Origin of the sequence: Roseovarius sp. D22-M7, from assembly GCF_037083785.1 — a bacterium.
Taxonomy (GTDB): domain Bacteria; phylum Pseudomonadota; class Alphaproteobacteria; order Rhodobacterales; family Rhodobacteraceae; genus Roseovarius.
Genome location: NZ_JBAPKY010000034.1, coordinates 25,637 through 46,103, shown reverse-complemented (window position 1 = coordinate 46,103; position 20,467 = coordinate 25,637). Strand labels below are relative to the sequence as shown.

Sequence of the window (20,467 nt, the reverse complement as noted above, 5' to 3'; positions counted from 1 at the left end):
GGCGGCTCGGCCGAGGAAGACGCGGCGCAGTTCCTCAAAGACGAGGCGAAAAAGGGCCGCAAGAAGCCCGTCGCGGGCTTCATCGCCGGGCGCACCGCCCCCCCGGGCCGCCGCATGGGCCACGCGGGCGCCATCGTGGCGGGCGGCAAGGGCGGCGCCGACGACAAGATCGAGGCCATGAAATCCGCCGGCATCACCGTCGCCGACAGCCCCGCCGGCCTCGGCGAAGCCGTCCTCAAGGCCATCGGCTGACAACGCCCCCGCCAGGGCCGGGAACCCACCCGGCCCGGCCCCCAGACAGGGTTCATCCCGCGACCGAGGTACCAGACATGACCGACCAATCCGCCAACGACCAGTTCCACGCCTCGAGCTTCATGCAGGGCGCGAATGCCGAGTATCTCGAACAGCTCTACGCGCGCTACGCCACCGATCCGGGCGCCGTGGACGAGGCGTGGCAGCGGTTCTTCGACCAGCTGGGCGATGGCGACGAGGATGTGCGGCGCGAGGCCGCGGGCCCCTCCTGGGCGCGCGCCGACTGGCCGCCGCAGCCCAATGACGACCTGACCGCGGCGCTGACCGGCGAATGGGCGGCCGGTCCCGAGATCAAGGATGCCGGCAAGAAGATCGCCGCGAAGGCCTCGGAAAAGGGCGTCAGCGTGAGCGACGAGGACGTCAAGCGCGCGGTGCTCGATTCGGTGCGCGCGCTGATGCTGATCCGCGCCTACCGTATCCGCGGCCACCTCATCGCCGAGCTCGACCCGCTGGGCCTGCGCGATCACGGCCACCGCCCCGAGCTCGATCCAAAATCCTACGGGTTCACCGAGCAGGACATGGACCGGCCGATCTTCATCGACAACGTGCTGGGCCTGCAGCTTGCCTCGCTGCGCGAGATCCTGGCGATCGTCAAGCGCACCTATTGCGGCACCTTCGCGCTGCAATACATGCATATCTCGGACCCCGAGCAGGCCGCCTGGCTGAAGGAGCGGATCGAGGGCTACGACAAGGAGATCAGCTTTACCCAGAAGGGCCGCAAGGCGATCCTCAACAAGCTGGTCGAGGCCGAGGGCTTCGAGAAATACCTGCACGTGAAATACATGGGCACCAAGCGTTTCGGTCTCGACGGCGCCGAAAGCGTGGTCCCGGCGATGGAGCAGATCATCAAGCGCGGGGGCAATCTCGGCGTCGAGGAGGTGGTCATCGGCATGCCGCATCGCGGCCGGCTGTCGGTGCTGGCCAACGTGATGGGCAAGCCCTACCGCGCCATCTTCCACGAGTTCCAGGGCGGCAGCTTCAAGCCCGACGAGGTCGAGGGCTCGGGCGACGTGAAATACCATCTCGGGGCGTCCTCGGACCGCGAGTTCGACGGCAACACCGTGCACCTGTCGCTGACCGCCAATCCCAGCCACCTCGAGGCGGTGAACCCGGTGGTGATCGGCAAGGTCCGCGCCAAGCAGGACCAGAAGACCGACGCCGACCGCATCAAGGTGCTGTCGGTGCTGCTGCACGGCGACGCGGCCTTCGCCGGCCAGGGCGTGGTGGCCGAATGTTTCGGCCTGTCCGGCCTCAAGGGACACCGCACCGGCGGCACCATCCATATCGTGGTCAACAATCAGATCGGCTTCACCACCGCGCCGCATTTCTCGCGCTCGTCGCCCTATCCCACGGATATCGCGCTGATGGTCGAGGCGCCGATCTTTCACGTCAACGGCGACGATCCGGAGGCCGTGGTGCATGCCGCCAAGGTGGCCACCGAATTCCGCCAGAAGTTCCACAAGGACGTGGTGCTCGACGTCATCTGCTACCGCCGCTTCGGCCATAACGAGGGGGACGAGCCGATGTTCACCAACCCCCTGATGTACAAGAAGATCAAGCAGCAGAAGACGACGCTGGCGCTTTACACCGAACGGCTGGTGCGCGACGGGCTGATCCCCGAGGGCGAGATCGAGGACATGAAGGCGCAGTTCCAGTCCTATCTCGCCGACGAGTTCGAGGCCGGCAAGGATTACCGCCCCAACAAGGCCGACTGGCTGGACGGGCGCTGGTCGCATCTCGACCGCAAGGACGAGGATTACCAGCGCGGCGAAACCGCGATCAAGCCCGAGACCTTCCAGGAGATCGGCCGCGCCCTGAGCACCCCGCCCGAGAACTTCGCGCTGCACAAGACCGTCGGCCGGCTGCTAGATGCCAAGGGCGAGATGTTCAGCTCCGGCACCGGCTTCGACTGGGCCACCGCCGAGGCGCTGGCCTTCGGATCCCTGCAGCTCGAAGGCTACCCGGTGCGCCTGTCCGGGCAGGACAGCGCGCGCGGCACCTTCAGCCAGCGACACTCGGCGCTGATCGACCAGAACACCGAGGACCGGTATTACCCCCTCAACCATATCCGCGAGGGGCAGGCGCAATACGAGGTCATCGACTCGATGCTCTCGGAATATGCGGTGCTCGGGTTCGAATATGGCTATTCGCTGGCCGAACCCAACGCGCTGACGCTGTGGGAGGCGCAGTTCGGCGATTTCGCCAACGGCGCGCAGATCATGTTCGACCAGTTCGTCAGCTCCGGCGAATCGAAATGGCTGCGCATGTCCGGCCTCGTCTGCCTGCTGCCGCATGGCTACGAGGGGCAGGGCCCCGAACACTCCTCGGCCCGGCTGGAACGGTTCCTGACCATGTGCGGTGGCGACAACTGGATCGTGGCCAATTGCACGACGCCGGCCAACTACTTCCACATCCTGCGCCGGCAGCTGCACCGCACCTTCCGCAAGCCGCTGATCCTGATGACCCCGAAATCGCTCTTGCGTCACAAGATGGCCGTCTCGCGGACCGAGGATTTCGTCACCGGGTCGTCCTTCCACCGGGTGCTGTGGGACGATGCGCAATACGGCAATTCCGAGACGGAACTGGTGCCCGACGACAAGATCCGCCGCGTCGTGATGTGTTCCGGCAAGGTCTATTACGATCTGCTGGAACAGCGCGACGCGCGCGGCATCGACGATGTCTACCTGATGCGGATAGAGCAGTTCTATCCCTTCCCGGCGATGTCGATGGTCAAGGAGCTGGAACGCTTCAAGGGCGCCGACATGGTCTGGTGCCAGGAAGAGCCCAAGAACCAGGGTCCCTGGGCGTTCATAGAGCCCAATCTCGAATGGGTGCTCACCCGCATCAAGGCGCAGCAGCGGCGCCCCTCCTATGCCGGCCGCCCCGCCGCCGCCTCGCCCGCCACCGGGCTGGCACGGCAACACAAGGCACAACAAGAGGCGCTGGTCGATGCCGCGCTGACCATCGAAGGGAATTGAGCGATGAGTACCGAAGTCCGCGTGCCCACCTTGGGCGAATCCGTCTCCGAGGCGACCGTCGCCACCTGGTTCAAGAAACCCGGCGATGCCGTCGAGGCCGACGAGATGCTGTGCGAACTGGAAACCGACAAGGTGACGGTCGAGGTGCCCAGCCCCGCCGCGGGCACCCTCGACGAGATCGTCGCGGCCGAGGGCGAGACGGTGGGCGTCGACGCCCTGCTCGCGATGCTGGCCGACGGCGCGTCGAAACCCGCCTCGGGCGGCAAGGGCAAACCCGACGCGGCCCCGGCCAAATCCGCGCCCAAATCCAGCGGCGACAGTGGTGACGGTGGTGACGGCGGCGGTGACAGCATCGACGTCATGGTGCCCACCTTGGGCGAAAGCGTGTCAGAGGCCACCGTCTCGACCTGGTTCAAGGCGGTGGGCGACGCCGTCGAGGCCGACGAGATGCTGTGCGAGCTGGAAACCGACAAGGTCTCGGTCGAGGTGCCCAGCCCGGCCTCCGGCACGCTCACCGAGATCCTCGCGAACGAGGGCGACACGGTGCAGGCCGGCGGCAAGCTGGCGCTGATGTCGTCTGGCGCGGGTGGCGGCGCCGCCAAGCCCAGCAAGCCCGCGGAAGAATCCGAACCCGACCCGGCCCCCGCAGAACAGTCCGGCCGTGATGTCGAGGACGCGCCCTCGGCGAAAAAGGCGATGGCCGAAAAGGGCGTCACCCGCGACCAGGTCCAGGGGTCCGGCCGCGACGGCCGGGTGATGAAGGAAGACGTCGCCAAATCCGGCAACGCGCCCCAGGCCCCGGCCGCCGAGGCCCCGAAACCGGCCCCCGCCCCGCGCGCGCCGGCCCCGGCCGAGGACGCATCGCGCGAGGAACGCGTGAAGATGACGCGCCTGCGCCAGACCATCGCCAAGCGCCTCAAGGACAGCCAGAACACCGCCGCCATGCTCACCACCTATAACGAGGTGGACATGACCGCGGTCATGGACCTGCGCAACGAGTACAAGGCCGAGTTCGAGAAGAAGCACGGCGTCAAGCTCGGCTTCATGTCGTTCTTCACCAAGGCCTGCTGCCACGCCCTCAAGGAGGTCCCCGAGGTCAACGCAGAGATCGACGGCGCCGATATCGTCTACAAGAACTTCGTGCATATGGGCATCGCCGCCGGAACGCCCACCGGCCTGGTGGTGCCGGTCATCCGCGACGTGGATTCCATGGGCTTCGCCGCCATCGAAAAGGCCATCGGGGAAAAGGGCGCGCGCGCCCGCGACAACAAGCTCACCATGGCCGAGATGCAGGGCGGCACCTTCACCATCTCCAACGGCGGCGTCTACGGCTCGCTGATGTCCTCGCCGATCCTCAACCCGCCGCAATCGGGCATATTGGGCATGCACAAGATCCAGCAACGCCCCATGGTGGTGAACGGAGAGATCAAGGCGCGTCCCATGATGTACCTTGCGCTGAGCTACGACCACCGCATCGTCGATGGCAAGGGCGCCGTGACCTTCCTCGTCCGCGTCAAGGAAGCGCTGGAGGACCCGCGCCGGTTGTTGATGGATTTGTGATGCCGACTATAGTCGCAATTCGGCATCAATACGCTGCGTTACCTGATGAAGTAAGGGCACATCTTTCCAGACTTGAGCCCTTACTTGCTGATGGTGAACTTTCACTTTCACTTGCTTACCTTTTCTTAGTTATTGAGCAAGGTCGCTACAGATCAATGAAGTGCATTTTTGTTCGGCAACTAAAATGCATGACATCGGTTGTAGATGAGCTTTTGATGGAACGCGCCTTCTCACGGAAGTCCTTCCGGGCTGCAATCAAGTCTCTTATCGGCACTGATCTCACCAGGGGTAGGTACCAAGCATTGCAACGAGCCGAAGCTGTTAGAGATGTAATTTTTCATGGCCGGCCTACATCTGCGGCGGAACGGCGGGAAGCGATAGCTGATTGCCTCACATTTATCGATAGCTTCGGGGCTAAAGTTTTCGAGAAAACTGGGAAAAACCCATTCACTTCCTTGAGAGGTCTAACTTCGCGAATAAAACCCGTGACACGACCGCAATCAATTTGGATTGTCAGGGGTGTTCTGGACGTCAGTGGCGTTGAGACCTTGAAGGAGTGATTTTGATGCCACTCAAACTGGCCGCTCTTCCCGCCCCCCTAGAAAAAGGCGCGTTGTTCAGGCCCTAAGAATAAGAGGATCCACCTTGCTCCATTCCGAACCGCATCTTCTCGCGATCTACGCCCTGCTCGTCGCCGTCACGATCGTCGTGCAGGTGGGGGCCGCCGCCATGACCGTCGGCTTGCCCTACCTGTCCAGCCCGCGCGACGCCCAGAAACCGCTCGGCACCGTGCCCGAAAGGCTGCGCCGGACGGTGGACAATTCGGTCACAGCCCTCGCGCTGGTCGCCCCCGCGGTGCTGCTGATTGAAATCGGCGGTGTCGCGATCCCGCAGACCGTGCTGGCCATGCAGATCTTCGTGGCAGCAAGGATCGCCTTCGCGGTGCTCTACCCGCTGGGCATCCCCTATGCGCGCACGGCGGTCTGGGCCGCAGGGTTCCTCGCGACGCTCTTTCTCTATCTGATCGCGCTGACCGCGCCGCTGAGGTGATCCCGATGTCCCCCGAACTCACCGCCCTCACCCTTGCCGCGCTGCTGCAGGCCCTGCAATTCGCGCTCTTCGCCATCCCCGCGAACCGCGAACTCGGCCCCGGCTACACCATGTCGGCGCGCGACCGCGACCCCTCGCGGCCCCTGTCGGACAAGGCCGCCCGCCTGCAACGCGCACTGAACAACCATTTCGAGGGGCTGATCCTCTTCACCATCGCCTGCGTCGCGATCACGCTCGCCGACAAGTCCAACGCCCTCACCGCCGCCTGTGCCTTCACCTACCTCGGCGCCCGCACGCTCTACGTTCCGGCCTATTACTACGGCCTCAACCCGTGGCGGTCGCTGATCTGGGCGGTGGGCTTTCTCGCCACGCTGCTGATGCTGCTGGCGGCAATCCTCTAGATGCTTCATCTTTCCAGAAATACTCCGGGGGAGTCGCGCCGCAGGCGCGACGGGGGCAGCGCCCCCAGGCACCCGCTCAAAAGAAAGGACATCCCATGGCCTCATACGACGTGATCATCCTCGGCTCCGGCCCCGGCGGCTATGTCTGCGCCATCCGCTGCGCGCAGCTCGGCCTGAAGACCGCCGTGGTGGAGGGGCGCGAGACGCTGGGCGGCACCTGCCTCAACGTGGGCTGCATCCCCTCCAAGGCGCTGCTGCACGCCACCCACCAGCTTCACGAGGCCGAGCACAATTTCGAGAAGATGGGCCTCAAGGGCAAGGCCCCCACCGTCGACTGGAAACAGATGCAGGCCTACAAGGCCGACACCATCGCCCAGAACACCAAGGGCATCGAATACCTCTTCAAGAAGAACAAGATCGACTGGCTCAAGGGCTGGGGCAGCATCCCCGAGGCCGGGAAGGTCAAGGTCGGCGACGACACCCACGAGGCCAAGAACATCGTCATCGCGTCGGGGTCCGACGCGGCCACCGTCCCCGGCGCCGATGTCACAATCGACGAGAAGACCGTGGTCACCTCGACCGGGGCGCTGGAATTGCCGAAGATCCCGAAAACCATGGTGGTGATCGGCGGCGGCGTGATCGGGCTGGAAATGGGCAGCGTCTATGCCCGCCTCGGCACAGAGGTCACGGTGGTCGAGTTCCTCGATGCGATCACCCCCGGCATGGATGCCGAGGTGCAGAAGGGCTTCCAGAAGATCCTCAAGAAACAGGGGCTGAATTTCGTCATGGGCGCCGCCGTCCACACCGTCGAGACGCTCAAGACCAAGGCCAAGGTCCACTACAAGCTGCGCAAGGACGACAGCGAGCATATGCTCGACGCCGACGTGGTCCTCGTCTCGACGGGGCGCAAGCCGGTGACCAAGGGCCTCGGCCTCGACACGCTCGGCGTCGAGCTGACCAAGCGGGGCCAGATCGCCACCGACGATCACTGGCAGACCAGCGTGAAAGGCATCTATGCCATCGGCGACGTCATCGAAGGCCCGATGCTCGCCCACAAGGCCGAGGACGAGGGTATGGCGGTCGCCGAGGTGCTCGCCGGCAAGCATGGCCACGTGAATTACGGCGTGATCCCGGGCGTGATCTACACCCATCCCGAGGTCGCCAATGTCGGCGAGACCGAGGAGAGCCTCAAGGAGGCCGGCCGCGCCTACAAGGTCGGCAAGTTTTCCTTCATGGGCAATGGCCGTGCCAAGGCGAATTTCGCCGCCGACGGTTTCGTCAAGATCCTCGCCGACAAGGACACCGACCGCATCCTCGGCGCGCATATCATCGGTCCGATGGCCGGCGACCTCATCCACGAGATCTGTGTCGCGATGGAATTCGGCGCGTCCGCCGAGGATCTGGCGCTGACCTGCCACGCGCACCCGACCTATTCCGAGGCGGTGCGCGAGGCAGCACTCGCCTGCGGCGACGGCCCGATCCACGCCTGACCGGCGCCGGCCGTTTCAGGCCGTCAGGGTTTGCGCGGCTTGGCCCCCGCCTTGGCGGGCGCCTTGCCCATTCCCGGCTTGCCCGCGCCCGGCTTTCCGGTCCCGGTGCGGCCCGGTTTCTTGGCTGCGCCCGGCGGGGTGAAGCGGCGGGACGTGTCCGAGGCGGCAGCGCTGTGGCGCGGCTTGGCCGACGGTGCGGGCTCTGCGGGTTTCGCCGCGGGTTTCCCTTTCGCCTTGTCGAACGGCTTGCCGGCCGGCTTTTCGCCGGATTTCGGCCCGGCCTTGCCGGCAGGCTTTCCGCCCGGTTTCCTGTCGCGCCCGGCTCCCGGCTTTTTCGGGGCCTCGTCGCGCGCCGGCTTCGCGGGCGTAACCGCGCCGCTCTCGACGGCCTGCGCCATCCGGTCGGGCATTGGTGTGGGTCTGGGCTTGGGGGTCGCCTGTGGGCGGGTCTCCGGCTTTGCTTTCGGGGCCGGGCGCGGGGCCCGCGCGGGCGGTCCTGCGTCCGGTGCAGCGTCGAGCTTGCGCGCGGTGATCCCCTCGTCGAGCTGCCCGTCGGGGCCCAATGCGGCGGTAAAGCCGGACACGGCCGCATCCGACAGCTCCACGAAGGTCTCGCCGGCCTGCACGCGGATCGCGCCGATCGCCGACTTGTCGAGATTGCCCGCCCGGCACAGCAGCGGCAGCAGCCAGCGCGCCTCGGCCCGGTCGTTCGCCCCGACCGACAGCGCAAACCACGTCGCCGGCCCGAAGGGCGTGCGCTCGCGCGGCGGCGGGGCGGCGTCGGGCGCGCTCAGATCCTCGGGCGCGGACACCCGCGCACGGTAAAGCCGCAGATAGGCGGCGGCGATCCGTGCGGGCTCGTATTGCGCCAGCAATTCGGCAGCGAACTCCGCCTCGGCCTCGCTCGGTGCCTCGGACCACACCGGGTCGGCCAGCAGACGCGCGCGGTCCTGCGCGTCGATGTCCTGCGCGGTGGGCGGGGTCGTCCATTCGGCGGTGATGCGCGCGGTCTTCAGCAGGCGTTCGGCCTTCTTGGCGGCTTTTATCGGGACCACAAGAGCCGAGATTCCCTTGCGCCCGGCGCGCCCCGTCCGCCCCGAGCGGTGCAGCAGACCGTCGGCATTCGAGGGCAGTTCGGCATGCACCACGAGATCCAGATTGGGCAAGTCGATGCCGCGCGCCGCCACGTCGGTCGCGACACAGACCTTGGCGCGCCCGTCGCGCATCGCCTGCAGGGCATGCGTGCGCTCGGACTGGCTCAGCTCGCCCGACAGCGACACCACGGCAAAGCCGCGATTGGACAGCCGTGCGGTCAGCCGCGCGACCATGGCGCGGGTATTGGCAAAGACGATGGCGTTCTGCGCATCGTGATAGCGCAGCAGGTTGATCACCGCGGCCTCGGCATCCTGCGGCGCCACGCGCAGCGCCTGGTAGGCGATGTCGGCATGCTGCGCGGCCCCGGTCAGCGTGGTCACGCGTTGTGCGTCGCGCTGGAACTTCTCGGCCAGCTTGGCGATCTGCGCCGGCACGGTGGCCGAGAACATCAGCGTGCGGCGCGCCGCGGGGGCCGCGTCCAGCATGAATTCGAGATCCTCGCGGAACCCGAGATCGAGCATCTCGTCGGCCTCGTCGAGCACCACGGCGCGCAGGCCGGTCATGTCGAGCGCACTGCGATTGATGTGGTCGCACAGCCGTCCGGGCGTGCCCACTACGATATGCGCGCCGCGCTCCAGCGCGCGGCGTTCGTCGCGGGCATCCATGCCGCCCACGCAGGAGACCAGCCGCGCATTCGCCCCGGCGTAAAGCCAGCTCAGCTCGCGCATCACCTGCAGCGCCAGTTCGCGCGTCGGCGCCACGATCAGCGCCAGCGGGGCGCTTGCGGGCGGCAGGGTGCCGCCCTCCATGATCGTGGGCGCGATGGCCAGGCCGAACCCCACCGTCTTGCCCGACCCGGTCTGGGCCGAGACCAGCAGGTCGGCCTGCCCGAGTGCTGCATCGGTCACGGCCTCCTGCACTGGGGTCAGGGTGTCGTAGCCGCGTGCGGCGAGGGCGGAGGAAAGCGTATCGGGGATCATCGGGGAGAACGAGCCTTGAGCATGAGAATTGCGCCATTTCGGCACAGCCGGGGATCCATAACGCCTATCGCCGGTGATGTATATCGCGAATCAGCCCCTCTTGTCCCTGCCGCGGGAATGGGCCAGTTTGGCGCAATTCCTAAATCTCCGCAGGAGCAGATCCGATGCCCGTCAAGAACCGCTTTGCCGAATTGCACGACGACATCACCGCATGGCGCCGCGACATCCACGCCAATCCCGAGATCCTCTACGAGACGCATCGCACCAGCGCGCTGGTCGCCGACAAGCTGAAATCTTTCGGCTGCGACGAGGTGGTGACGGGGATCGGACGTACCGGCGTGGTGGGCGTGATCAACGGCAAGGCGACCGGGTCGGGCAAGGTAATCGGGCTGCGGGCCGACATGGACGCGCTGCCCATCCTTGAAGCGACCGGCGCCCCCTATGCCAGCAAGACCGACGGCGCGATGCATGCCTGCGGCCATGACGGGCACACCGCGATGCTTCTGGGCGCGGCGCAGTACCTTGCCGAGACGCGCAATTTCGACGGCACCGTGGTGGTCATCTTCCAGCCCGCCGAAGAGGGGGGCGCCGGCGCCCGCGAGATGTGCGAGGACGGGCTGATGAAACGCTTCGGCATCCAGGAGGTCTACGGCATGCATAACTGGCCCGGCCGCCCGGTGGGCAGCTTCGCCATCCGGCCCGGTGCGTTCTTCGCCGCCACCGACCAGTTCGATATCGAGGTGACCGGCAAGGGTGGCCATGCCGCCAAACCGCACGAGACGGTGGACCCCACGGTGATGGCCGCGCATCTGGTGACGATCATGCAGACCATCGCCAGCCGCAATGCCGACCCGGTCGACCAGGTGGTGGTGTCGGTGACCTCGTTCCAGACCTCGTCGAACGCCTTCAACGTCATCCCGCAAAGTGTACACCTGAAGGGCACAGTGCGTACCATGAGTACGCAGATGCGCGACCTTGCCGAGGCCCGCATCCGCGCGATCTGCGAGCAGGGCGCGGCCGGTTTCGGCGGTCAGGCGACTGTGACATATCACCGCGGTTACCCTGTGATGGTCAATCACGAGGACCAGACCGGCTTTGCCGCCGAGGTCGCGACCCGCGTCGCGGGGGCCTGCGACGAGGCCCCGCTGGTGATGGGCGGCGAGGATTTCGCCTTCATGCTGGAGGAATGTCCGGGGGCCTATATCCTTGTCGGCAACGGCGACACGGCGATGGTCCACAACCCCGATTACGATTTCAACGACGATGCAATCCCTGCTGGGTGCAGCTGGTGGGCCGAGGTCGTCGAGGCCCGCATGCCCGCCTGAGGCGGTCGGAAAAGACGAGTATTTTCAGAAAGATGAAGCCGGTAAGATATGGCCGGGGCGGGTGTTTGGCCGCCCCGGATATCGGCGTCAGCTCGATGCGACGGGCTGGCAGGTACCGGTGGCGCTGTCGAAGCTCGTGCCCTCGGCGCAGGACATCGCCTGCCGGTCTTTGCCATAGCCGCAGGCGGCCATCGCGAAGGAGGGCATCGCGGCGAGCACGAGAGCGGCAAGTCCGAATTTCATCTTCATGGTCAGTCTCCGGTTGGCTTGTTGGACTTTCAGAATATCACGATTCTCCGAAGACCCGCGCGAAAATCGTGTCCACATGCTTGGTGTGGTAGCCCAAGTCGAATTTTTCATCGATCTGCGCCGGGCTGAGCGCCGCGGTGACCTCCGGGTCGGCCAAAAGCTCGGTGCGGAAATCGACGCCCGTCTCCCAGACCTTGAGCGCGTTGCGCTGCACGAGGCGGTAGGCATCCTCGCGGCTGACACCGGCCTGGGTCAGCGCCAGCAGCACCCGCTGGCTCATCACGAGGCCGGGGAAACGGTTCATGTTGGCCAGCATGTTCTCGGGGTAGACGATCAGCTTGTCGATGACGCCGGTCAGCCGCGCCAGCGCGAAATCGAGCGTGACCGTGGCGTCGGGGCCGATATTGCGCTCGACCGAGGAATGCGAGATGTCGCGCTCGTGCCAGAGTGCGACGTTCTCCATCGCCGGGATGACCATCGAGCGGACCATCCGCGCCAGCCCGGTGAGGTTCTCGGTCAGCACCGGGTTCTTCTTGTGCGGCATCGCCGAGGACCCCTTCTGCCCCATCGAGAAGAACTCTGCCGCCTCTAACACTTCGGTGCGCTGCATGTGGCGGATCTCGGTCGCGATGTTCTCGACCGACGAGGCGACGACACCGAGCGTGGCGAAGAACGCCGCGTGCCGGTCGCGCGGGATCACCTGCGTGCTGATCGGTTCCGGCGTCAGCCCGAGCTTTTCGCAGACATGAACCTCGACGCCTGGGTCGACATTGGCGAAGGTGCCGACCGCGCCGGAAATCGCGCCCGTCGCGATCTCGTCGCGCGCGGTGCGCAGGCGCGCGAGGTTGCGATCCATCTCGGCATAAAAGCGCGCGAAGGTCAGGCCCATCGTCGTCGGCTCGGCATGGATGCCGTGGCTGCGCCCGATGCGGATGGTGTCCTTGTGCTCAAACGCGCGGCGTTTCAGCGCGGCCAGAAGCCCCTGGACATCGGCGATCAGGATATCGGCGGCGCGGGTCAGCTGGATGTTGAAACAGGTATCCAGCACGTCGGAACTGGTCATCCCCTGGTGCACGAAGCGCGCCGCGTCGCTGCCCACGTGTTCCGCGAGATGGGTGAGGAAGGCGATCACGTCATGCCGCGTCTCGGCCTCGATCTCGTCGATGCGGGCGACGTCGAACTCGACATCCCTGGCCTTCCACACGGCCTCGGCATTCTCGCGCGGGATCACGCCGAGATCCGCCATCGCGTCGCCGGCATGCGCCTCGATCTCGTACCAGATGCGGAACTTCGTGGCCGGGTCCCAGATGGCGACCATATCGGGGCGGGAATAGCGGGGGATCATGGCGGGGTCCTTGCAGATCAGTGTGGAAACCGTGTTGCGGCGCTTGTAGTCAGTCAGGCAGGGCACGGCAAGACGAGGGGCGAGCGCATTGAGGCCAAGGCGGCTGCAGGATTTCGAGGGCGCGTGGGCCTTTGACCGCGAGGTGCTCGAGCCCGGCGGACGCACCACGCATGTCACCGGGCGCGCCGTCTGGGCCGCGGGTGGCGCCGGGCTGCGCTACACCGAGAGGGGCGAGATGCGGCGGCCGGGCCATCCGCCGATGCGGGTGGAGCGGTCCTATCACTGGGATGCCGATCTGGACGTGTTCTTCGAGGATGGCCGGTTTTTCCACCACGTACCCATGATGGGTGGCGAGACCGCGCATTGGTGCGATCCCGACCAGTATGACGGGTTCTACGATTTTCGCGAATGGCCGGTGTTTTCCGTCACATGGCGGGTGCGCGGCCCCCGCAAGGATTACCGCATGACCACGCGTTACATACCGGAGGGAACATGAGCGCGATCCTGCAACGGTGTCTGCCCTACGACGTGGATGCCATGCGCCCGCTGCCGGGCATCGCGCCGCTCGATCCCGCGACGTGGCTGCACGTGGACGATGCGTTCGGTGCGCAGATGGCCGAGCGCGCGCGGCTGCTGGCCGAGGCCCGCGCCGATGTCATGGCCGTGAGCGATGGCGCGCAGGCGGCGATGGACGAGCTTTTGCAATACGTTCTGGACTGGCTGGGCGCGCATGGCGACGGGTACGAGATCGGCACCGACAGCGTCCTGCGCCCCGACGGGGCAAGGGTGCCGCTAGACCGCGCCGATCCGATGGGCACGCTGGGGCATCTGGTGCAGGAGGATCTCTGCCTGATGGAGCGGCAGGGCGACGAACATGTGCTGACCGCCGCCGTGCTGTGCTTTCCGGCAAGCTGGCGTCTGGCCGACAAGATCGGGCGCCCGCTGACTGCGATCCACGTGCCCGTTCTGGAATACGACGCTGGGCTTGCACGCCGGGTGCAGCGGCTGTTCGACGGGGTACAGTCAGGTCGCCCGCTGTGGCGGGTCAACGCGCTGCATTACGCCGACCCCGACCTGCATCAGCCGCGCTCGCGCCTGCGCCCGACCGAAGGTGCCGATCACCGCTACCTGCGATCCGAGCGGCAATGCGTGCTGCGTCTGCCGCGTACCCGCGCCTGCGTGTTCTCGATCCACACCTACGTGATCGACCGTGTCAGGGACGCGGCGCCAGGGGCTGCGCGGGATTGATAAGCGGCTGCACCGAAAAGGGATAGCCCGCCCCGGGCGTCACCCGCACATGCACCGCATGCATGTTGCGGGCGCCGAACGTCTCCAGCGCCATGACCCCGGGCGCGCTGCGTGGAAAGGGCCGGATCATCTCGAAGCGGTGGCTGTCGCCGTAGGTCAACAGGACCGGCCGCGCGAACGCGCTCGCCTCTTCGGTCAGGACGCGTGCGAAACGGGCAAAGCCCGAATGGCCGAGGAATCCCTCGGCATCCCATGGCGGGCCGAACCCGAATTCGAACATGTCACCGTGAATGGCCAGAACGAGCGCGCGGGCACCCGCCGCGCGGGCCGCGGCGAACCCGGTGCGCAGCCAGGCGCGATTGGCCGCGTCGCGCTCGAAATGCTCCTGAACCGTGGCGGCGTCCCGCGGCGCGAACCCGTTATTCGATCCGACGACATGCGCCGTCACGATCATCACGTCGTTCATCATCAGCCGGACATTTTCAGGATACCCCTCCGCGCCCTGGTGTTCGACCGCGACGGGGTGCGCGCCAAAGCTTTGCGCGGGCGTGTCAAAATAGGTCTCGCGGATATGCGCGAGGCGTTCGCGCGGGTCGTGCCCGCCCGCCGGTGCCCGGTGGCAATCGGTCCATTCGTTGTCGCCCGGGGTATACAGCGTCGGGGCCTCGAACCGGTCGAGATAGGCGCGCTGCTCGGCCAGTCGCCGATCGCTGCAGGGCGAGCCGCCCGACTTGGTGTCGCCGACATGGATCACCAGATCCGGGCCTGCCTCGTTGATCGCCCCGATCAGGCGCTCATAGGGCGGGTAGACCTTTTCGGGCGGGCCATAGGGCATGTCTCCGAGAATGACGATCGAGAACGGTTGCGCCGCACACAGAGAGGCGGCGACACCGAATATGACGATGAGCAGGGGCTTCAGCATGACACGTTCCGGGATCGCGAAATCGCATATCAAGTATCACAGGTGCATGACGGTTTCGTGTCGGCAAAGGGTCATCCGTCGATGCGCGCCGCCATGATCGCGATGGCCTTTTGATACACTGTGGCGGCGTTCCACTCCTCGATCACCGCGAAATTGGGCTCGCCTTCGCGGTAGCCCCTGCCGGTTTGCCAGCCCTTCGCGCGCAGGTAATTGGCGGTCGAGGCGAGGGCATCGGTCAGGTTGTAGAGATCGACGCGCCCGTCGCCATTGCCGTCCACGCCGTAGCGCAGCGCGTTGCCGGGCAGGAACTGGGTATGCCCAAGCTCGCCATGGCGCGCGCCCTCGGTCCGGCCGGTGATGCTGCCGCGATCCACCAGCTTGAGCGCGCCGATGGCATGCGGGCGGAAGAAATCCGACCGGCGGCAATCATAGGTCAGCGTGACGATGGCCGAGACCACGGCCGTGTCGCCCATGAACCGACCGAACCCGGTTTCCATGCCGTGGATCGCGATCAGGATGCCCGCTGGCACGCCGTAGTTTCGCTCCAGCGCGTCGTAGAAGGCCGCGTCGCGCGCGCGCCGCTGGCGGCCCTGCCTGACGATGGTGTCGGCGCCGCGGATCTCCATGAATTTCTCGAGGCTGTAGCGAAAGCTCTTCTGGTTGCGATCCGCAGAGATCGTGCGGCGCGAATAGCCCGCGGCGCGCAGCACCTCCTGACCCCGCGTGCCGACGCCCGCAGCCGCGGCCTCGGTCGCGAAGTCGCGCTTCCAAGCCTCGAACCCGGCGGCGGTATCGCCGCATTGCGCCGCGAGGACCGGCGCCGCGCCGATCAAGAGGCCAAGCGCAAGGCCGAGGCCATGTGCGCTGTTGCGAAGGCTGCGAATGGTCAACATGCGCCATCTCCCTGAACTGGTTCCGGCGCAGCCTAGCGTGGTTTTCCGCCGGCCGCAAAGCGGGATCTGCGCATTGCCGATCCGCGGCGGACACCGGGGCCGGACAACAAGAAAGGCACCCCGCGCGGGGGTGCCCTTGGTCACGTCAAGTCAGGCGGTCGGGTCTCAGCAGCTGTAATAGAGCAGGAACTCGACCGGGTGCGGCGTGTGCTCGTAAAGCTCGATCTCTTCCATCTTAAGCTCCATGTAGCCTTCGATCTGGTCCTTGGTGAACACGTCACCGGCCAGCAGGAACTCGTGATCGGCGGCCAGCGCGCCCACGGCTTCGCGCAAGCTGCCGCAGACCGTCGGGATGCCTTCCAATTCTTCGGCGGGCAGATCGTAGAGGTTCTTGTCCATCGCCTCGCCCGGATCGATCTTGGACTTGATGCCGTCGATCCCGGCCATCAACAGCGCGGCAAAACATAGGTAGGGGTTGGCCGAGGGATCCGGGAAGCGCGCCTCGACGCGCTTGGCCTTGGGGTTCTCGGTCCACGGAATGCGCACGCAGCCCGAGCGGTTGCGCGCCGAATAGGCCCGCAGCACCGGCGCCTCAAACCCCGGGATCAGCCGCTTGTAGCTGTTGGTCGAGGGGTTGGTGAAGGCGTTGAGCGTCTTGGCGTGCTTGAGGATGCCGCCGATGAACCACAGCGCCTCTTGGCTGAGATCGGCGTACTTGTCGCCGGCGAACAGCGGCTTGTTGTCCTTCCAGATCGACATGTTGACATGCATGCCGGTGCCGTTGTCGCCGTAAAGCGGCTTGGGCATGAAGGTCGCGGTCTTGCCGTAGGCCTGCGCCACGTTGTGGATCACGTACTTGTACTTCTGCAGTTCGTCGGCCTGCTTGGTCAGGCTGCCGAAGATCAGGCCAAGCTCGTGCTGGCAGGACGCGACCTCGTGATGGTGCTTGTCCACGTTCATGCCGAGGCGCTTCATCGTCGACAGCATCTCGGACCGGATGTCCTGGCCGTCATCGATCGGGTTGACAGGGAAATAGCCGCCCTTGACGCCGGGGCGGTGGCCGGTATTGCCCATCTCGTACTCGGTATCGGTGTTCCACGATCCGTCCATCGCGTCGAGCTCGTAGCCCACCTTGTTGATCTTGTTGCTGACGCGGACGTCGTCGAACAGGAAGAATTCGGCCTCGGGGCCCCAATAGGACACGTCGCCGACGCCCGAGGATTTGAGATACGCCTCGGCCTTCTCGGCGGTGCCGCGCGGATCGCGGGTATAGGGCTCGCCGGTATCGGGCTCGACAACCGAGCAATGCAGGCACAGCGTCTTCTCGGCATAGAACGGATCGACATAGGAACTGCCATAGGCGGGCATCAGCTTCATGTCCGAGGCCTCGATGGATTTCCAGCCCTGGATCGACGAGCCGTCGAACATGAACCCCTCTTCGAGAAAGTCGTCGTCGACCTGGTCGGCCATGACCGTCACGTGCTGCAGTTTGCCGCGCGGATCGGTGAACCGGATATCGACATATTCGATATCCTCGTCCTTGATCTGCTTGAGAATCGCGTCCTTGCTCATTCTCTGTCCTTTTCTTTCTTGTAAGTGGTGTTAAAGCGCGTCCGGCCCATGTTCGCCGGTGCGGATGCGGATGGCCTGCTCGACCGGGCTGACGAAGATCTTGCCGTCGCCGATCTTGTCGGTCTTCGCGGCATCCACGATCGCCGCGATGGCCGCGTCAACCTGATCGTCGTCGAGCACGACGTCGATCTTCACCTTGGGCAGGAAATCGACCACGTATTCGGCACCGCGATAGAGTTCCGTGTGACCCTTCTGGCGCCCGAACCCCTTGACCTCGATGACCGAGAGGCCCTGAATGCCGGCATCCTGCAACGCTTCCTTCACCTCGTCGAGCTTGAAAGGCTTGATGATCGCTTCGATCTTTTTCATGGGCGCGGGCCTCCTCGGTGCGGGTTTGACTCGGGCAGACCACTTCTCAGTCGTGGGCTCAATCGGTTAGCCTTGATGGCGGAAGTTTTTGCACGAGGCATGGCCTGGTGTGATTACTAAATGTGCAACAAGCCGCAAATGGCGGCAGTTTTTAAACGCGAAGGGGAAGAGCATGGACGAGCTTCTGACATCCGCGCAAATGCGCGACGTCGAGGGCGCGGCCATCGAGTCGGGCGCGGTCACCGGTCTCGACCTGATGGAGCGCGCCGGTAACGCCTGCGTCGACGCGATCCTCGCGCAGTGGCCTGATCTGGCCGAGACTCCGCCGCGGGCCACGGTGCTGTGCGGGCCGGGCAACAATGGCGGCGACGGTTTCGTCATCGCCCGGCTGCTCGCCCGGAAGGGGTGGCAGGTGTCAGTCTTCTGCCTTGGCGATCCGCAAAAGCTGCCTCCCGACGCGCATGCCAATTACAAGCGTTGGCTCGAGATAGGCGAGACCGCGCCGCTCGAGGCCGCGCGCGACGCGGATCCCGGCGCGCTGCTGGTCGATGCGCTGTTCGGGACCGGGCTGACCCGGCCGCTCGAAGGGTTGCTGCGCGATCTTACCGCCAAGCCCGCCGCGCGCGTGGTGGCGGTGGACATCCCCTCGGGGCTTTGCGCTGATAGCGGGCGTGTGCTCGGTGCGGCGATGCGCGCCGATCTCACGGTGACGTTCCACGCCGCCAAGCCGGGGCATTACCTCGCCGACGGCCCGGCGCAATGCGGCTGCCTCGTGACCGGCGATATCGGGCTGTCGCATGACCCGGGCGACGATGTGCTGCGGCTTTGCCGCGCTACCGACACCGCGCGGCTGCGCAAATCGGCCGGCGGGCACAAGTATTCCCACGGGCATGCGCTGGTGCTGACGGGGGGCGCGGGGCGCACCGGGGCGGCGCGGCTCGCGGCGCGGGCCGCGTTGCGCATCGGTGCGGGGCTGGTGACGCTCGGTGTGCCCGGCGCCGCGCAGCAAGAGGTCGCGAGCTCGATCACCGCGTTGATGCTGGCCCGTGTCGATGATGCAGAAGCGCTTGCCGATCTGCTGGCCGATCCGCGCCTCACCGCGCTATGCCTTGGCCCGGGGCTGGGCGCGGCTCGGGCGCGCGCGCTCGTGCCGGCGGCGCTGTGTGCGGGTCACGGCCCCGGCGTCGTACTGGATGCCGATGCGCTGACGGCGTACGCGGACGCGCCGGACGCGCTGTTTGACCAGCTTCACGCGGGCTGCGTGCTGACGCCGCATCTGGGCGAGTTTGCGCGGCTGTTCCCCGATCTGGCCGAGCGGTTGCGCGCCACGCCGACCAGCGGCCCCGCCTGGTCCCGCGTCGACGCGGCGCGCATGGCGGCGCAGCGCGCGGGCTGCGTGGTGCTGTTGAAGGGGTCGGATACGGTGATCGCATCACCAAACGGGCAGTGCAGCCTGTCTGCGGCAGCCTACGCGCGGGCGGCGCCACAACTGGCGACCGCCGGGTCGGGCGACGTGCTGGCGGGATTCATCACCGGGCTTCTGGCGCGCGGGTTTGCCCCCGCGCAGGCGGCAGAGATCGCGGCGCAGCTGCATGTCGACTGCGCGCTCTCGTTCGGTCCCGGCCTCATCGCCGAGGATCTGCCCGAGGAAGTGCCGAAGGTCCTGCGCCGCGCCTGAGCCCCGCCTCACTCGCGCCAGTCGAAGAAGCCCTCGCCGGCCTGCGCCAGCAGTTTGGCGGCCATCACGCGGCCAAGTTCCGGCCCGTCCGCGATGGCGACGGATTGATCGTCGCTCAGGCATTCGCTGCCATCGGGGCGCAGGATCTCGCCGCGCAGGCGCAGCGTGCCGCCCGACAGTTCTGCCAGCCCGGCGATCGGGGTCTCGCAGGACCCGTCCAGCGCGGCGAGGAACGCGCGCTCGGCCGCCAGTTGCTGGCCGGTGGTCTTGTCGTGCAGCGCGCTCAGCATCTCGGCGGCGTGGTGATCGTCGATGCGGCGCTCGATCCCGATGGCGCCCTGGGCGATCGCCGGCAGCATGATGTCGGGTTCCATCGCCGCGGTCGCGATATCGGCGCGGTCCAGCCGGTTCAGCCCCGCCATCGCGAGGAACGTGCAGGCCGCCACACCATCGTCGAGCTTGCGCAGACGGGTCTGGACGTTGCCGCGAAACTCCACCACCTCCAGGTGCGGATAGGCCACCAGGACCTGTGCGCGCCGGCGCAGGCTCGAGGTGCCCACCTTGGCGCCCGCGGGCAACTCGGTCAGCGAGGCGACAGTCGGCGCCACGAAGGCGTCGCGGCAATCCTCGCGCGGCAGGTAGGTGTCCAGCGTCAACCCCTCGGGCTGCAACACCGGCATGTCCTTCATCGAATGCACGGCGATGTCGATCTCGCCCTGCACCAGCGCCTCCTCGATCTCGCGGGTAAACAGGCCCTTGCCGCCGATCTCCTTCAAGGGTCGGTCGATGACACGGTCGCCGGTGGTTTTTATGACCCTGATCGCGAAGGCGTCTTCGGGCAGATCGAAGGCACGGCACAGCCTGTCGCGCGTCTCGTGCGCCTGCGCGAGGGCCAGCGGAGAGCCGCGCGTGCCGATTTTCAGCGGTTTGGTCGGGGTGGGCAGGTCAAGTGTCATGACGCCGGTTTAGACGGCCCCGGCGGGGCTGACAAGCGGCGCGA

The 20,467-nt window shown here is 66.3% G+C and carries 17 protein-coding genes and 1 pseudogene; 10 read left to right on the top strand and 8 right to left on the bottom strand.

The window, feature by feature from the left end:
* The 6 genes and pseudogenes from V8324_RS14700 to lpdA form a co-directional block, all read left to right on the top strand.
* Nucleotides 1–252: pseudogene (locus tag V8324_RS14700) on the top strand (succinate--CoA ligase subunit alpha); the annotation flags it as partial.
* Between the two features lie 77 nt (nucleotides 253–329).
* Entirely contained in the window at nucleotides 330–3,290 is a 2,961-nt protein-coding gene (locus tag V8324_RS14695; protein ID WP_336420684.1) for a 2-oxoglutarate dehydrogenase E1 component, read from the top strand.
* A 3-nt stretch (nucleotides 3,291–3,293) separates the two neighbouring features.
* Entirely contained in the window at nucleotides 3,294–4,850 is a 1,557-nt protein-coding gene (odhB, locus tag V8324_RS14690; RefSeq protein WP_336420683.1) for a 2-oxoglutarate dehydrogenase complex dihydrolipoyllysine-residue succinyltransferase, read from the top strand.
* A gap of 645 nt (nucleotides 4,851–5,495) precedes the next feature.
* Nucleotides 5,496–5,900, top strand: coding sequence for an MAPEG family protein (locus tag V8324_RS14685; RefSeq protein WP_336420682.1), 405 nt, complete (start codon nucleotides 5,496–5,498; stop codon nucleotides 5,898–5,900).
* A gap of 5 nt (nucleotides 5,901–5,905) precedes the next feature.
* Nucleotides 5,906–6,301 carry an MAPEG family protein gene (locus V8324_RS14680; protein WP_336420681.1) on the top strand — a complete coding sequence of 132 codons (396 nt, stop codon included), beginning with the start codon at nucleotides 5,906–5,908 and terminating at the stop codon, nucleotides 6,299–6,301.
* A 95-nt stretch (nucleotides 6,302–6,396) separates the two neighbouring features.
* Nucleotides 6,397–7,791, top strand: a complete 1,395-nt coding sequence (gene lpdA / locus V8324_RS14675) for a dihydrolipoyl dehydrogenase (protein ID WP_336420680.1) — start codon at nucleotides 6,397–6,399, stop codon at nucleotides 7,789–7,791.
* 23 nt (nucleotides 7,792–7,814) lie between these two features.
* Here the strand turns inward: lpdA and V8324_RS14670 are convergent, their stop codons facing one another.
* Complete coding sequence (locus V8324_RS14670; RefSeq protein WP_336420679.1) at nucleotides 7,815–9,866, bottom strand: DEAD/DEAH box helicase; 2,052 nt, start codon at nucleotides 9,864–9,866, stop codon at nucleotides 7,815–7,817.
* Between the two features lie 164 nt (nucleotides 9,867–10,030).
* On the opposite strand from V8324_RS14670, the gene V8324_RS14665 reads away from it, so the two are divergent.
* Nucleotides 10,031–11,191 carry a M20 aminoacylase family protein gene (locus V8324_RS14665; RefSeq protein ID WP_336420678.1) on the top strand — a complete coding sequence of 387 codons (1,161 nt, stop codon included), beginning with the start codon at nucleotides 10,031–10,033 and terminating at the stop codon, nucleotides 11,189–11,191.
* Nucleotides 11,192–11,278: 87 nt separating this feature from the next.
* On the opposite strand, the gene V8324_RS14660 is transcribed toward V8324_RS14665, so the two are convergent.
* Together V8324_RS14660 and purB are read right to left on the bottom strand one after the other, a co-directional pair.
* Nucleotides 11,279–11,440: a hypothetical protein gene (locus V8324_RS14660; RefSeq protein WP_336420677.1), complete on the bottom strand. Its 162-nt coding sequence runs from the start codon at nucleotides 11,438–11,440 to the stop codon at nucleotides 11,279–11,281.
* A gap of 37 nt (nucleotides 11,441–11,477) precedes the next feature.
* A complete protein-coding gene (gene purB / locus V8324_RS14655; protein ID WP_336420676.1) occupies nucleotides 11,478–12,785 on the bottom strand; it encodes an adenylosuccinate lyase in 1,308 nt (435 codons plus the stop codon).
* An 88-nt stretch (nucleotides 12,786–12,873) separates the two neighbouring features.
* Here purB and V8324_RS14650 point away from each other — a divergent pair, with 88 nt between their 5' ends.
* Complete coding sequence (locus V8324_RS14650; protein ID WP_336420675.1) at nucleotides 12,874–13,281, top strand: DUF6314 family protein; 408 nt, start codon at nucleotides 12,874–12,876, stop codon at nucleotides 13,279–13,281.
* Nucleotides 13,278–14,033 (top strand): heme-dependent oxidative N-demethylase family protein, encoded by a 756-nt coding sequence (locus tag V8324_RS14645; RefSeq protein ID WP_336420674.1) that lies wholly within the window; start codon nucleotides 13,278–13,280, stop codon nucleotides 14,031–14,033. Before V8324_RS14650 ends, V8324_RS14645 begins: the two co-directional genes overlap by 4 nt.
* Here the strand turns inward: V8324_RS14645 and V8324_RS14640 are convergent.
* The 4 genes from V8324_RS14640 to V8324_RS14625 form a co-directional block, all read right to left on the bottom strand.
* On the bottom strand, nucleotides 13,999–14,955 hold the full coding sequence (locus tag V8324_RS14640; RefSeq protein ID WP_336420673.1) for a metallophosphoesterase: 957 nt from the start codon (nucleotides 14,953–14,955) through the stop codon (nucleotides 13,999–14,001). The two genes, V8324_RS14645 and V8324_RS14640, sit on opposite strands and share 35 nt — an antisense overlap.
* Nucleotides 14,956–15,026: 71 nt before the next feature.
* Nucleotides 15,027–15,848 (bottom strand): lytic murein transglycosylase, encoded by an 822-nt coding sequence (locus V8324_RS14635; protein WP_336420672.1) that lies wholly within the window; start codon nucleotides 15,846–15,848, stop codon nucleotides 15,027–15,029.
* Between the two features lie 165 nt (nucleotides 15,849–16,013).
* Complete coding sequence (glnA, locus tag V8324_RS14630) at nucleotides 16,014–17,420, bottom strand: type I glutamate--ammonia ligase (RefSeq protein WP_336420671.1); 1,407 nt, start codon at nucleotides 17,418–17,420, stop codon at nucleotides 16,014–16,016.
* Nucleotides 17,421–17,450: 30 nt separating this feature from the next.
* Nucleotides 17,451–17,789: a P-II family nitrogen regulator gene (locus tag V8324_RS14625; protein WP_336420670.1), complete on the bottom strand. Its 339-nt coding sequence runs from the start codon at nucleotides 17,787–17,789 to the stop codon at nucleotides 17,451–17,453.
* 172 nt (nucleotides 17,790–17,961) lie between these two features.
* Here V8324_RS14625 and V8324_RS14620 point away from each other — a divergent pair, with 172 nt between their 5' ends.
* The gene (locus tag V8324_RS14620; RefSeq protein WP_336420669.1) at nucleotides 17,962–19,467 is read left to right on the top strand and encodes an NAD(P)H-hydrate dehydratase; all 1,506 of its coding nucleotides are present in this window, start codon (nucleotides 17,962–17,964) and stop codon (nucleotides 19,465–19,467) included.
* A gap of 8 nt (nucleotides 19,468–19,475) precedes the next feature.
* Here V8324_RS14620 and hemC read toward each other — a convergent pair whose 3' ends face one another.
* Nucleotides 19,476–20,423, bottom strand: a complete 948-nt coding sequence (hemC, locus tag V8324_RS14615) for a hydroxymethylbilane synthase (protein ID WP_336420668.1) — start codon at nucleotides 20,421–20,423, stop codon at nucleotides 19,476–19,478.
* Between the last annotated feature and the right edge of the window lie 44 nt (nucleotides 20,424–20,467).

Bases quoted from the DNA above. Each gene is read 5' to 3' on its own strand.
- V8324_RS14695 (WP_336420684.1), top strand. From the start codon at position 330: ATGACCGACCAATCCGCCAACGACCAGTTCCACGCCTCGAGCTTCATG.
- odhB (WP_336420683.1), top strand. From the start codon at position 3,294: ATGAGTACCGAAGTCCGCGTGCCCACCTTGGGCGAATCCGTCTCCGAG.
- V8324_RS14680 (WP_336420681.1), top strand. From the start codon at position 5,906: ATGTCCCCCGAACTCACCGCCCTCACCCTTGCCGCGCTGCTGCAGGCC.
- lpdA (WP_336420680.1), top strand. From the start codon at position 6,397: ATGGCCTCATACGACGTGATCATCCTCGGCTCCGGCCCCGGCGGCTAT.
- V8324_RS14670 (WP_336420679.1), bottom strand. From the start codon at position 9,866: ATGATCCCCGATACGCTTTCCTCCGCCCTCGCCGCACGCGGCTACGAC.
- V8324_RS14665 (WP_336420678.1), top strand. From the start codon at position 10,031: ATGCCCGTCAAGAACCGCTTTGCCGAATTGCACGACGACATCACCGCA.
- V8324_RS14660 (WP_336420677.1), bottom strand. From the start codon at position 11,440: ATGAAGATGAAATTCGGACTTGCCGCTCTCGTGCTCGCCGCGATGCCC.
- purB (WP_336420676.1), bottom strand. From the start codon at position 12,785: ATGATCCCCCGCTATTCCCGCCCCGATATGGTCGCCATCTGGGACCCG.
- V8324_RS14645 (WP_336420674.1), top strand. From the start codon at position 13,278: ATGAGCGCGATCCTGCAACGGTGTCTGCCCTACGACGTGGATGCCATG.
- V8324_RS14640 (WP_336420673.1), bottom strand. From the start codon at position 14,955: ATGCTGAAGCCCCTGCTCATCGTCATATTCGGTGTCGCCGCCTCTCTG.
- V8324_RS14635 (WP_336420672.1), bottom strand. From the start codon at position 15,848: ATGTTGACCATTCGCAGCCTTCGCAACAGCGCACATGGCCTCGGCCTT.
- glnA (WP_336420671.1), bottom strand. From the start codon at position 17,420: ATGAGCAAGGACGCGATTCTCAAGCAGATCAAGGACGAGGATATCGAA.
- V8324_RS14625 (WP_336420670.1), bottom strand. From the start codon at position 17,789: ATGAAAAAGATCGAAGCGATCATCAAGCCTTTCAAGCTCGACGAGGTG.
- V8324_RS14620 (WP_336420669.1), top strand. From the start codon at position 17,962: ATGGACGAGCTTCTGACATCCGCGCAAATGCGCGACGTCGAGGGCGCG.
- hemC (WP_336420668.1), bottom strand. From the start codon at position 20,423: ATGACACTTGACCTGCCCACCCCGACCAAACCGCTGAAAATCGGCACG.